The sequence below is a fragment of the Achromobacter insolitus genome (assembly GCF_002209555.1).
Lineage (GTDB): Bacteria > Pseudomonadota > Gammaproteobacteria > Burkholderiales > Burkholderiaceae_B > Achromobacter > Achromobacter insolitus.
The window spans coordinates 1174331-1187258 of record NZ_NJIF01000001.1; the positions used below are offsets into that span (position 1 = coordinate 1174331).

Here is a 12928-nt window from a genome sequence, read left to right on the forward strand (position 1 = left end):
TCAGAAGGCCTGGCCTAGCCTGCGCACCAGATCGCCCAAGCGCCAATCGTCTATGCCATGCGCGCGCAGAGCGCGCTCGGTTTCCATGACGTAGTCCAGGCAAGGCCCCGAGTGGCCCACGGCGTTGCGCACCGACGCCAAGAGGCGATCGTCGGTAATGCCCGCCGCATATTCCTGGCAGGCACGGTTCAACAGGAACACCAGTCCGCGTACCGGCGCAGCTTCGGTATGACAGGTCAGCCAGCGGGGCGTGTAGGCCCCGGTGACCATTTCACGTCGCCACAGTGCGTTGAAGACCGCGGGCACGTCGTCGGCGGCGATCTGGAAAGCCACGCCGCGACAGCAGCCCCCGCGGTCCAGGCCAAACACCAGCCCCGGATTGTCGGGAGATCCGCGATGGTCGTGCGACCACAGGCACAAGGACCGGTGGTAGCCGCGCACCGTCGCCAGCCGGCGCTCGCGCCAGGCGAAACCCGGATGCCAGATCAAGGACCCGTAGGCGAATACCCACAGATCGTCGACGCCGTTCCAGCCGACCAGCAGGTCATCCACCGAAAGCGCGCGCCGCGAATTTTCCGTACCGGCGCAGCCGGCGGGTACTGCCAACGACATAGGGTCCTCTGATGTCCCGATTCATCCCATGCTGGGAGTGAGGAATATCCTACGCCGTAGCCCGCGCAAAAGAATTGCGTGATGGGGGCTGGCCGAAGCGTCGAATGGAATTTGCATCCCCGGCGGCCCCCGCCATGGAAAAAAAATTGCGCGCGCCCGCCTACACCGCATCAAGCGGCAGTTCGGTGGTGCTTTTTATGACTTCCATCGAGAAGCTGGCGCTGACGTCCAGCAGGTCCACGGCGGCAATCAGGCGCCGGTAGAAACGGTCATAGGCCGCCATGTCCTCGACGACGACCTTGAGCAGGTAATCGACGTCGCCGGCCATGCGGTGAAACTCCACCACGTTGGGCAAGGCCATCACGGCGTTGATCAGGCTTTGCGTCCATTTCTCGTTGTGCTGGCTGGTCTTGATGGACACGAAGACCGTCAGGTTCAACCCGAGCGCGCAGGGATCCAGCAAGATGGCGTTGCGGGCAATCACGCCGTCATCCTTCAGCTTCTGGATGCGGCGCCAGCACGGCGTGACGGACAGATGGACCTGCTCGGCGATCTCGGCGACCGAACAGGTGGCGTCCTTCTGCAGCAAGGCCAGTATCTTGATGTCCGTCTGGTCCATGGGTTTCCTCGGCTGGATCGGCACCAATGTTGCCTGTTCCGCCTGGCGGCGTCCAGCCTCGCCCCGCGCCGGATCACCCGCCTCAGTACGTGCCCGGGTAGCCGCCGCCGTCGATCAGGATGTTCTGCGCGGTCATGTAGCCGGCCTGCGCGGAACAGACATAGGCGCACAGGGCGCCCAACTCCTCTGGCTGGCCATAGCGGCCCGCCGGATTCGCCCGGCCCCGCTCGTCCCAGAGTTGTTCGAAACTCTTCCCGCCAGCCTGATCCAGCATGCCCTGGATGTGCCGGACCTGCGCGTCCGTGGCGAACGCGCCCGGCAGGAGGTTATTGATGGTGACGTTGTGGCGCACGGTCTGGCGCGCCAGGCCGCTCACGAAGCCGACCAGGCCGGAACGCGCGCCGTTGGACAGCCCAAGCTCGGCGTGCGGCGCCTTCACGCTGCGCGACACGATGTTCACAATGCGCCCGAAGCGCCGCTCCACCATCCCGTCCACGACCCGCCGGATCATATCGATGGGACCCAGCATCATGGCGTCCAGCGCGGCGATCCAGTCGTCGTGGCTCCAGTTGCGGAAATCCCCTGGCAGCGGCCCGTCCGCGTTGTTGATCAGGATGTCGGGATGCGGGCAAGCGGCCATGGCCGCATCCCGCCCCTGGGCCTGGGTCAGGTCGGCCGACACCCAGCCCACCCCTATCCCGGTTTCGTGCGATATCTCGGCGGCGGCCTGCTCCAGTGTCGCGGGGTTGCGGGCCGCTATCGTGACCGCCACGCCTTCCCGCGCCAATTGCATGGCGCATGCCCGGCCCATGCCGCGGCTGCCGCCGAATACCAGTGCCGTCTTGCCGCTGATCCCCAGATCCATGCCTGACTCTCCTGTCATTGCGCTGCCCGGCGGAGCGCTCCGCCCAAGCGGACCAGTATAGGATTGCCGGACGTACGGGTGGGATGGAATTTTTTTCCAATCCGCGCCACACACGCGCCGAATTTGGCAATGGCATTCCAGCGCAAGCTCCTACCATGGAAGCTCTGCCTGGAGACCTGTGCCATGCCTTCCATTCCAGTTGCCAGCGGCGGCCTGCAATCGCTTTGCGCGTCGGTTCAAGCCGCCCAGATGAATGCGGCGCGCGCACTCCTGCGCGAGCTGGCCGCCAGCGTCGCCCAGGCGGGCGACATGCTGCAAGGCCTGCCGACCGATCTGCGCGCGGGGCGGGCCGAGTCCTACACCCGCCATGTCGCCTATGCCGATCCGCATGGCGCCTTCACGATGGTCTATCTGATTTGGCGACCGGGCCAGTTCAGCCCGGTGCATGGCCACAAGACCTGGTGCACCTACCAGGTGCTGCAGGGCGAACTCACCGAAACCCATTACCGCTGGGACCATGAGTCTGCCACCGCCCAGGCCTGCGGCGTGGTTGCCCGCCGTCCGGGCGACATCGTCACCGCCACGCAGGGGCTGCACCAGATCCACCGCCTGGGCAATGCCGGCACGGAAATCGCCGTGTCACTGCATATCTACGGCGTGGCCCAGGGCGACCTCTGCACCGGCGTCAACCACCTGGTAGACCGTATCAGCCCATCCACTGGCTGACCGGCGCGGCCGCATCCTGCAAGGGCTGCGCCACCACGTCGATCAGGGCCGGACCATCGTGTTCCATGGCAGCCTTGATCGCGGCGTCCAACTTGGCGGGATCCTCCACCCGCCATGCCTTGACCCCGTAGGCTTCGGCAATGCGGGCGTGGTCGGTGCGACTGAAGTCCACGCTGTAATAGCGCTTGTCGTAGCCCGCCTTCTGGCTGGCCTTGATCCAGCCATAGACCGAGTTCGAGAACACCACCATCAGCAGCGGCGCCTTGTGCCTCACGATGGTTTCCAGTTCGCCCACGGTAAAGCCGAAGCTGCCGTCGCCCATCACCGACACGCATTTGGACTGGGGCCGGCCCACCCAGGCGCCCAGGGCCGCCGACATGGAAAAGCCCAGCGCACCGTGCGCGCGGTTGGTGATGAAGTGCCGGCCGGGACGCGACACGTCGTAGTAGGCCGAGAAATACGGGCAAGGCGTGCCGGGGTCGGCGCAGACTACCGCGTCGTCGGGCAGCAGGCGGTTCAAAGACTGCACCACGCGCTCGGGACGAATGGGCGCGTCCAGGCTGTTGGCCAGCGGCTCCAGCTGCGCCCGGCGCGCCTCCTTGGCGCGGCCTGCGAGCACCGCGCCGTCTGCGGCATCGGACGGACGGTGCGCCAAGCGCGCCGCCACCTCGGCGCCCAAGGCTTCCAGCGCCAGCTTGGCGTCGCCCACCATGCCCACTTCGGTCAGGTAGTTGGCGCCGATCACCATGGGATCGATGTCGATGTGCAGGATGGGCACATTGCGGTTGGGGAAACGCCAGTGCTCGGTCGAGGTCGAGCCAGCGCGGCAGCCCACGAACAGCACCACGTCCGCGGCCGCGACCACGTCGCGCGTCGCCATTACGCCGCCGTTGGAACCAACTACGCCCGCGTTCAGCGGATGGGTGTCGGCCAGGCTGCCCTGCCCGCTCACGGTCACGCATACTGCCGCCTTGAGCGATTCGGCCAGTTCCTGCAAGGCGCCGCAGGCGCCTGCAATGACCACGCCGCCACCGCAGATGATCACCGGCGCCCGGGCGCCGACCAGCCGCTGCGCGGCGCGGGCCACGTCCTGGGGATCCGGCGCGTAGCGCATCGCCGGGAAACGTCCGTGCTCGGGTTGGGCCCAGACATCAGAGGCGTCCACCTGCTGCTTCATGACGTCATACGGGAAGCATAGATGGGCAGCGCCAGGCTTGCCGGTCGTCATGGCGCGAAAAGCGGCTCGCACCATGCCGGGAATCTGGTCCGCGCGATCAATGGTGCGGTTCCACTTGGTCAGCGGGCGGTACAGCGCTTCCTGGTCCAGTTCGGTCAGGGGATACTTGCCGCGCGACCCCACCGCCACGTCGGACGTGATGCCAAGCACCGGAACGGAGGACTCATTAGCCTCCACCAGGCCCGGCAGCAGATAGGTGGCGCCGCCGCCACTGGGGCCTTCGCACACGCCGACCTTGCCGGTGACGCGGGCGTAGGCGTCCGCCATGTAGCCGGCGCTGCGCTCATCGCGCGTCAGCACGTGCTGCATGCCGTGATCCAGCCGGTACAGCGCGTCGTAAAACGGCAGGCTGGTGTCGCCGCACAGGCCAAAAATGTGCTTGACGCCATTGTGCTGCAGCATGCGCACCATCGCTTCGGCGCCGGTCATGTTTTCCATGTCATCTCCACTTGTGTTGCACGCGCCGCGGCCAGCCGGCATTGCCGCTGGCCGCGCGTCGCTCAGTTATCCAGATTGATGTTGCTGCTCTTGATGAAGGCGCTCCAGCGGTCGTATTCCGACTTCACGTACGCATCCAGCGCCGGGCCGTCGGAGGCCACGATCTCGAAGCCCGCGTCCGTAATCTTCTTGCGGATCTCCGGGTCGGCCAGCACGGCCTGGAAATCGGCGGTCAGCTTTTTCACGGTCGCTTCCGGCGTGCCCTTGGGTGCGAACATGCCGCTCCAGGAATAGGCGACAAAACCGGGGAAACCGGATTCCGCCACCGTGGGCACATTGGGCAGATCGGGCAGGCGCTTGTCGCCTGCCACCGCGAGCGGCTTGATCTTGCCGGCCTGGATCTGGCCGCGCAGCGCCGCGAAGCTCAGCCAGGTCATGCTGGCCTGGCCGCCCACGACCGCCTGGATGGCCGGTCCGCCGCCGCCATAAGGCACATGCAGCAACTCGACTTTGGAAAGGCGCTTGAGCTCTTCCGGCGCCAGATGGTTCAAGGAACCCACGCCGGTCGAGGCGTAATTGAATTTGTTGGGCGGCTGCTTGGCGGCCGCAGCCAGGAACTCCTTCAGGTTATCGCCCGGCACGCTGGGGTTGGCGCCCAATACCAGCGGAAAGCGCACGGTCTGCGAAATGGCGACGAAGTCCTTGAACGTGTCGTAGGGCAGCTTCGGCTTCACGGCGGGGTTGATGCCGTGGTTATCGAAGCTGACCAGCAGCGTGTTGCCGTCGGGCTCGGCGCGCGCCACGAAGGCCGTGGCGATCTGGCTGGCGGCACCCGGACGGTTTTCGACCACAACCGCGCGGCCGCCCAACTGCTGGGACAAGCGCGGCTGCAGAATGCGGGCCAGGATGTCGGTGCTGCCACCGGGCGGATAGGGTACGACCAGCACCAACGGCCGTTCTTCCGCGGCGGCAGCAGGCGCCGCGACGAAAGCGCCTGCCGTGGCCGACAGCATGCATAGCGCAGCCAATCCGCGCTTTATCCCGTGATTCATAGTTTTTCCCCTGCTTGTATGGTGTTGGCCGGCGCTGCCAAAGCGGGTTCGGCCTGGTCCCGCATGTAAATCGTCGAAAAACCCGTGCGTATGACGTCGGTAATCTGATCCAGGCGGCGGCCGATGTGCGCGCTCATCAAGTCCGGCAAGGCGCCAATGTCGCGCCGCTCCAGCGCCTCGACGATGCGCAGATGCTCGCCCTGGGTATGACTGCGCCGCCCTTGCTGCATGTCGATCCAGCGCACGAAGTGGATGCGCGCGTTGACACTCTCCAGCGCGCGCACGAACTCCTCGTTGCGCGAGTAACGAGCCAGCGTCAGATGAAAGGCCTCGTCCAGCTCCAGCAGGCGCGTGGCGTCGCTGTCTTCGGGCTCATCCCGCGACCGTTCCACGAACTTTCGCAGGCTGGCCAGCTCCTCGTCCGTTGCCCTTTCGCAGGCCGCCCGCACGATGCCCGCCTCCAACACGGCCCGGTACTCGTAGAGACTGTGGATCTGCTTCGCGTCGAGCAGCCGCGCAATGAATCCGCGGTTGACCGAACGGGTCAGGAAACCCTCGACCATCAATTGATTCAGCACTTCGCGCAGCGGCGTACGGCTGACGTTCAACCTGCGGGCCAGCTCGACCTCGTTGATGCGTTCGCCGGGCTTGAATTCGAAGCGCACGGCCATTGCCTTGACCGCGCCATACAACTCCGCCTGCGCTTCCTTGGTGCGCGCCGCGGGTCGGATTGCGATTGAGGATTGCGTCATGCCGGATCGCCTGGGTTCGGTTTGATCATCGGGAATGAAGTGCATACTAAAGTGCATACACTTTGATCAACAACCCGGGTTTCCCCGGACGCAGGCCAGCGCACGCCCGTCCCGCGCAGGGACAACGACAGGAACGGAGCAAAAAAAAGCCCGCAACGATGTCTGCGGGCGGTACTCGTGACGCGGCGCCAGCCGCTCGGCGGAGAACTACAGGCCGGTATCCAGCGTGTAATGCGCGCCGTCCTTGTTTTCCAAGGTCAGGGTGGATAGCGTGGGTCCAGCAGCTGCCGCATCCTGGCTCACATGGATGCGCAGGTTGGCCAACGGCACGTCCCAGCCGCCGTTGGCGGCGGCTTCAGCGTCCACGCCGGCTACCAATGCCAGGCGTTCGGCTACCGCCCGCGCATCGGGCGCGCGGGCATCGATGCGTTGCAGGCTACGCGCGCCGTTGGGATGCGCCATGAGCTCGGGCGACCAGACGCACTCGGGCGTCAGATGGCGGCAGAAATACATGCGGATGCCCGGCAGCGGTTGCTCGGCAAAACGCACGGTGTGGAAACGGGCCTCGACTTCCTGGCCGTCCAGCATGGCGGGCCGCCTCAGTTCCTGGACCGGATTGACGGCAAACCCCGCCGCCAGCAAGCGCTCGCGGGTGGCTTCGGCGTCATAGGTGCGAAACACCAGCGCTTCCAGCCCGAACGGTGAGTCCGCGATTTCCTTGCGGGCGGGCGGCGCGCCGGGCGGCCAGCCCAGCAATTCGACATACGTGCCTTCCAGCACGATCAGACGGTTGCACGACCCGAGGTTGTGCACCGCCTTGTCGCTGAGGTGAAAGCCCTGGCGTTCAAAATGCGGAGCCAGCTCATCCAGCCGGTCACGCACCATGACCACGGCATGGTCGAATTCTGTGCGGCCGACGGAATGCAGCATGGATGTCTCCTAGGGGATCAGACGAGCTTGCCGTGGCACTGCTTGTACTTCTTGCCACTGCCGCAGGGGCACGGATCGTTGCGGCCAACCTTGGGCATGGCGTTGCGCATGGGTTGCGCGCCGCCTTCCGGTTCGGACTGGGCCAGCGCTTCGTCGTAGTCGGAATGGTGGTATTGCACGTTCTGCACGTGCGGCTGAGCCGCTTCGGCCTCGGCCTGCTCGACCTGTTCCTGCGACTGCACGCGCACCGTCATCAACACGCGCACGACGTCGTCGCGAATGCGATCCAGCATGCCCGAGAATAGCTCGAAGGCTTCGCGCTTGTACTCCTGCTTGGGGTTCTTCTGCGCATAGCCGCGCAGGTGGATGCCTTGACGCAGGTAGTCCAGCGCCGACAGGTGTTCGCGCCAGTGGGTGTCGATGGCCTGCAGCATGATCGAACGCTCGAACTGCGACCACGACTCCGTGCCCACCTGGTCGACCTTGGCCTGGTAGGCGTCGCGCGCGGCGCTCACCACGCGCTCGCGCAGGTCGTCGTCGGTCAGGTTGGATTCCTTTTCCAACATTTCCGTCAGCGGCAGCTGCACGTGCCAGTCGGCCTCCAGCGCTTTTTGCAGCGCCGGCACGTCCCACTGCTCTTCCACCGATTCCGGCGGCACGTAGGTGTTGAACATCTCGGTCACGGCAGCATCGCGCAGGTTCTGCACGGTAGCGCCCACGCTGGCTGCTTCCAGTACGTCGTTGCGCTGCGAATACAGCACCTTGCGCTGATCGTTGGCGACGTCGTCGTACTCCAGCAATTGCTTGCGGATGTCGAAGTTGCGGCCTTCCACCTTGCGCTGCGCGGTCTCGATCGAACGCGTGACCATGCCGGCCTCGATCGGTTCGCCTTCGGGCAGTTTCAGGCGTTCCATGATGGCGCGCACGCGGTCACCCGCGAAGATGCGCATCAGCGAGTCTTCCAGCGACAGGTAGAAGCGGGACGAGCCCGGATCGCCCTGGCGACCGGCGCGGCCGCGCAGCTGGTTGTCGATACGGCGCGATTCGTGGCGTTCGGTGCCGATGATGCGCAGGCCGCCAGCGGCCTTGACCTGCTCGTTCAGCGGCTTCCATTCAGCGCGCACCTTTTCGATGCGCGCGTTCTTTTCGGCTTCCGACAGCGATTCGTCGGCGCGGATCAGATCGACCTGCTTGTCGACGCTGCCGCCCAGCACGATGTCGGTGCCGCGGCCCGCCATGTTGGTGGCGATGGTGATGTGGCCAGGCTTGCCGGCTTCGGCGACGATCTCGGCTTCACGGGCGTGCTGCTTGGCGTTCAGCACTTCATGCGGCAGCTTGGCCTTCTTCAGCAGACCCGACAGCAACTCGGAGTTTTCGATGCTGGTGGTGCCCACCAGCACCGGCTGGCCGCGTTCGTGGCAGTCCCGGATGTCTTCGAGAATGGCGTTGTACTTTTCGCCGTCGGTCTTGAAGACCTGGTCGTTCTGGTCCTTGCGGACCATGGGCTTGTTGGTCGGGATGATGACCGTTTCGAGCCCGTAGATTTCCTGGAATTCGTACGCTTCCGTATCGGCCGTACCGGTCATGCCGGACAGCTTTTCGTACATGCGGAAGTAGTTCTGGAACGTGATCGACGCCAGCGTCTGGTTCTCGTGCTGGATCTTCACGCCTTCCTTGGCCTCGACCGCCTGGTGCAGGCCGTCGGACCAGCGGCGGCCCACCATCAGGCGCCCCGTGAACTCGTCGACGATGACCACTTCGCCGTCCTGCACCACGTACTGCTGGTCGCGGAAGAACAGCGTATTGGCGCGCAGCGCCACCATCAGATGGTGCATCAGCGCGATATGGCGCGGGTCGTACAGCGATTCGCCTTCGGGCAGGATGCCCAGGCGCGTCAGGATGCCCTCGGCGTTCTCGTGTCCGGCTTCGGACAGGTACACCTGCTGGCTCTTTTCGTCGACCCAGTAGTCGCCTTCGGGTTCCGGCTCCTGCGGCTTGGGCTCGTGAGCCATGCGCTTGAGCAGGGGCGGCACCGCGTTCATGCGGACATAGAGTTCGGTATGGTCTTCGGCTTGACCGGAGATGATCAGCGGCGTGCGGGCCTCGTCGATCAGGATCGAGTCCACTTCGTCGACGATGGCATAGAACAGGCCACGCTGGCGACGGTCTTCAACACGGTATTCCATGTTGTCGCGCAGGTAGTCGAAGCCGAATTCGTTATTGGTGCCGTAGGTGATGTCGGCCAGATAGGCCGCCTTCTTTTCTTCGTTGGGTTGCTGCGGCACCACCACGCCCGTGCTCATGCCCAGGAAGCGGTACAGGCGGCCCATCCATTCGGCGTCGCGGCGCGCCAAGTAGTCGTTCACCGTGACCACGTGGACGCCCTTGCCGGCGATCGCGTTCAGGTAGACCGGCAGCGTAGCCATGAGGGTCTTGCCTTCGCCCGTGCGCATTTCAGCGATCTTGCCGCTGTGCAGGGCGATACCGCCCAGCATCTGCACGTCGAAGTGGCGCATGCCGAACACCCGCTTGCCGGCTTCGCGCACGACGGCGAAGGCTTCGGGCAGCAGATCGTCCAGGGAAGTGCCCTGGGCGTGGCGGGAACGGAATTCCTCGGTTTTGGCCGCCAGCTCCGCGTCGGAGAGCGCGGAGATCTTGGGTTCGAGCCCATTGATCTGGGTTACCAGCTTGCGATACTGCTTAAGCAGCCGGTCGTTGCGGCTGCCTATGAGTTTTTTGAGCAGAGAAACCATGCGTATGTCGGCCGCACGAGCCACGCCGCGCCCACGAAAGGCCGGAGCAGCGTCACCCGTGACTTGATGTTATTGGTTGAGCGGGGGTCCGCTGGGAAACGAACCAGTTTAACGCACCTGGAGCGCAATAGCCTGGACCTATGGCCAGGGTAGCACTGCCGGGCCGGTTTGACCGGCGCGGGCGGCCCAGGTTCACTGGGCAGCGTGAGCCACGGTGGAAGGCGGGGCGGTTTGCTGGGGGCCAAGGAACAGGCGCGGATCCAACGGTTGCCCAGCCAGGCGGACTTCAAAGTGCAGATGGGGGCCGGTGGAACGGCCGGAGCTACCCACTCGGGCAACTTGCTGGCCACGCTCGACCAGCTGGCCTTGCTTCACCATCAGTGAGGACGCATGGGCATAGCGGGTAATCAGGCCATCGCCGTGATCGATTTCTACCATATTGCCGTAACCCGGCTGGAATTTGGATTCCAGCACGACGCCGCCCGAGGCCGCCAGGATGGGCGTGCCCGGCGGGGCGGCGAAATCCAGGCCTTCGTGCATGGCGGTGCGGCCGGTCACCGGATTGCGGCGCCAACCATAGGAAGAGCTGAGATAGGGATAATCGGTAATCGGCATGGCGGTCGGCATGCGCGCCTGGTCTGCCGAACGCTTGGTCAGCGCCGCATCCAGCAGCTTCAGGTTGTCCGTCTGTTGGGCCAGCCTGGCCTGGATCTCATCAAGCTGCCGGCCCAGGGCCTCGGCCGAGGCCGCGCTGGGAGGCGGGTGGTCCGTGAACAGATCATCCATGACCTGGGTGGCTTCGGGCTGGGTCAGCGCCTCGGGCTGCGCCACGGCCAGTTGCTTGGCCAGCTCGGGATCGGTGTAGGCCACGCCAGCCACCTTGGCCACGCGCTGGCCCAATCCGTCGATGCTTACCAGCTTGGCCTGCAGCGCCCCGACCTTGGCAGCCAGCAGATTCATGTTTCCGCGCAGGAAATCGGCGTCTCGCCCCGGCTGGCCCGCCAGCGGCCAGCCCACGGTATGTACGGCCGGCAGGATCGGAGTAAGGTATCGTTGTAACGCGGCGCCAAAGATGGCGGCCGTGATCAAGGCGCCCCCCAGAATCAGCGCAAGGCGTGCGCCGCCGAGGGTGAAATGCCCGTCCTGCCCGTCGCGGGCGTGCATAATCACGATTTTCAAGGTTTGCTTCCTAATTCTTAAGCCGGGATGAATAGACCCACTTCATACCGTCAACGTTCCAGTTCCAGCCGGCAGCAGGAAAATACCGCCCTGGGATGGCTGGGTCATGACATGCGGGGCGCCGGCGTTCTAGCGACCGCCCGCAAGCACTTGCAAATTCAGTACGCGGTGGCGGCGGTTCTGCCCGCCCCGCTGGGCGCCGTGTGCCAGGTGGGCAAGCTGGAAAACCAGTGCCTCCACCTGGTGGTGCCGAGTGCCGCGCATGCGGCCAAAATGCGTCAATTGGCACCGCGCATCGCGCGGTCCCTGGCAGACCAAGGCTGGAACCTTAACGAAATCGCCGTCAAGGTACAAGCGGGTTTGCCCAAGCCCGGCGCCCGCCAGCCGCGCCCTCCCAAAGAGGCGCAACCGCTGGGCAATGCCGCCCTGGGCGCGTTCGAGACACTGCACGACAACCTGCGGCCCGGGCCTCTGGCCGACGCAGTGGCCAAGCTCCTGAAGCACCACAAGAGTAGCTGAAGCCGCCCAGGTTGTCCTTGATCCAGGGCCCCCGGAAACGAAGCGAAACCAAGTTCTCGGACGGATCCGTACTATGGTTTGCCGCTGGTTTACGCCTTAAGCGCTAGAGGATGACGACCACAGCCATCCGCTGGAAGCCAGCCTGGGGAAATTACCGCGAACGATCAGGAATCAACCCAGCCGCGCAAAATGATAGCGCGGACGTCGCGGAGCCGGCTCTGCCGGTCCGCAGACGTCGCCCCCTTGAGGGGATGCGCGTCAGCGGGTAGGGGGTGGGACTGACTCTAGGCCAGCTTCCACTCGTGACGAAACGCCTGCGGTGCTTCTGCCTGCGATTCGTAGGTGATCAATTCCCAGGCATCGCGCTGCTCCAGCAGCGCGCGGGCCAGTTGGTTGTTCAGGCCATGGCCCGACTTGCACGCAACGTAGCGCGCGACCAAAGGCTTGCCCAGCAGATACAGGTCGCCGATGGCGTCCAGGATCTTGTGTTTTACAAATTCGTCGTCATAGCGCAAGCCGTCGCTGTTCAGCACGCGGTACTCGTCCATGACGATGGCGTTATCCAGGCTGCCGCCGCGGGCCAGGCCCATGGAGCGCAAGGCCTCGACTTCATTGACGAACCCGAAGGTACGCGCGCGCGCGATTTCACGCACATACGAGTGCGTGGCGAAATCGATTTCCGCGAAATTGGCCGTGGAGTCGATGGCGGGGTGGCGGAAATCAATCGAGAACGCCAGCGCATAGCCCTCATGGGGTTCCAGGCGGGCCCATTTCTCGTTGCGGCCTTCGCCTTCGCGCACTTCGACCGGTTTCAAGACACGGATGAATTGCTTGGGTGCGTTCTGCTCGACGATGCCTGCCGAGCGCAACAGATAGACAAACGTGGCCGCACTGCCGTCCATGATGGGGACTTCTTCGGCGGTGAGGTCGATATGCAGGTTGTCGATGCCCAGGCCGGCCAACGCCGACATCAGGTGTTCCACCGTGGACACGCGGACATTACCCTGCTGCAGCACCGATGCCATGCGCGTATCGCCCACGCCGGTGGCCTGCGCAGGCAGGTCCACGACCTGAGGCAGATCGACGCGATGGAAAACGATGCCCGTATTCGGTTGTGCCGGGCGCAAAGTGAGCTCGACCCGCCGTCCAGAGTGGACGCCGACGCCTGTCGTGCGGACGAGATTCTGAATGCTGCGCTGTCGGAACATGAGACTTGGGGTGTTTGAGCCAGGAAGCCGGCAAGATG

General features: G+C 64.8%; 12 protein-coding genes. 2 read left to right on the plus strand and 10 right to left on the minus strand.

The features are described 5' to 3' along the window. The 3 genes from CEY08_RS05295 to CEY08_RS05305 form a co-directional block, all read right to left on the minus strand. A complete protein-coding gene (locus CEY08_RS05295; protein WP_063642283.1) occupies nt 1-612 on the minus strand; it encodes a gamma-glutamylcyclotransferase in 612 nt (203 codons plus the stop codon). 160 nt (nt 613-772) lie between these two features. After that, nucleotides 773-1231, minus strand: coding sequence for an Lrp/AsnC family transcriptional regulator (locus tag CEY08_RS05300; protein ID WP_042796425.1), 459 nt, complete (start codon nt 1229-1231; stop codon nt 773-775). 82 nt (nt 1232-1313) lie between these two features. Beyond that, nucleotides 1314-2096 carry an SDR family NAD(P)-dependent oxidoreductase gene (locus CEY08_RS05305; RefSeq protein WP_076816273.1) on the minus strand — a complete coding sequence of 261 codons (783 nt, stop codon included), beginning with the start codon at nt 2094-2096 and terminating at the stop codon, nt 1314-1316. 183 nt (nt 2097-2279) lie between these two features. On the opposite strand from CEY08_RS05305, the gene CEY08_RS05310 reads away from it, so the two are divergent. Continuing rightward, on the plus strand, nt 2280-2822 hold the full coding sequence (locus tag CEY08_RS05310) for a cysteine dioxygenase family protein (protein WP_063961756.1): 543 nt from the start codon (nt 2280-2282) through the stop codon (nt 2820-2822). Here CEY08_RS05310 and CEY08_RS05315 read toward each other — a convergent pair. The 6 genes from CEY08_RS05315 to CEY08_RS05340 all read right to left on the minus strand — a co-directional run bounded on the left by CEY08_RS05315 (nt 2803) and on the right by CEY08_RS05340 (nt 11148). Beyond that, on the minus strand, nt 2803-4497 hold the full coding sequence (locus CEY08_RS05315) for a thiamine pyrophosphate-binding protein (protein WP_084738625.1): 1695 nt from the start codon (nt 4495-4497) through the stop codon (nt 2803-2805). The genes CEY08_RS05310 and CEY08_RS05315 overlap by 20 nt on opposite strands. A gap of 62 nt (nt 4498-4559) precedes the next feature. Further along, a complete protein-coding gene (locus tag CEY08_RS05320) occupies nt 4560-5549 on the minus strand; it encodes a tripartite tricarboxylate transporter substrate binding protein (RefSeq protein ID WP_042796423.1) in 990 nt (329 codons plus the stop codon). Beyond that, a complete protein-coding gene (locus tag CEY08_RS05325; RefSeq protein WP_042796422.1) occupies nt 5546-6301 on the minus strand; it encodes a GntR family transcriptional regulator in 756 nt (251 codons plus the stop codon). Before CEY08_RS05325 ends, CEY08_RS05320 begins: the two co-directional genes overlap by 4 nt. A 207-nt stretch (nt 6302-6508) precedes the next feature. Next, nucleotides 6509-7231, minus strand: coding sequence for a VOC family protein (locus tag CEY08_RS05330; RefSeq protein WP_076816275.1), 723 nt, complete (start codon nt 7229-7231; stop codon nt 6509-6511). A gap of 17 nt (nt 7232-7248) precedes the next feature. Continuing rightward, a complete protein-coding gene (gene secA / locus CEY08_RS05335; RefSeq protein WP_042796420.1) occupies nt 7249-9984 on the minus strand; it encodes a preprotein translocase subunit SecA in 2736 nt (911 codons plus the stop codon). 192 nt (nt 9985-10176) lie between these two features. After that, the gene (locus CEY08_RS05340; protein WP_063642362.1) at nt 10177-11148 is read right to left on the minus strand and encodes a M23 family metallopeptidase; all 972 of its coding nucleotides are present in this window, start codon (nt 11146-11148) and stop codon (nt 10177-10179) included. A gap of 126 nt (nt 11149-11274) precedes the next feature. Between CEY08_RS05340 and CEY08_RS05345 the strand changes: the two genes are divergently transcribed. Next, nucleotides 11275-11682, plus strand: coding sequence for a DciA family protein (locus tag CEY08_RS05345; RefSeq protein ID WP_082884715.1), 408 nt, complete (start codon nt 11275-11277; stop codon nt 11680-11682). Between the two features lie 284 nt (nt 11683-11966). Here the strand turns inward: CEY08_RS05345 and lpxC are convergent, their stop codons facing one another. Next, nucleotides 11967-12890 (minus strand): UDP-3-O-acyl-N-acetylglucosamine deacetylase, encoded by a 924-nt coding sequence (lpxC, locus tag CEY08_RS05350; RefSeq protein ID WP_008160097.1) that lies wholly within the window; start codon nt 12888-12890, stop codon nt 11967-11969. Nucleotides 12891-12928 lie beyond the last annotated feature (38 nt).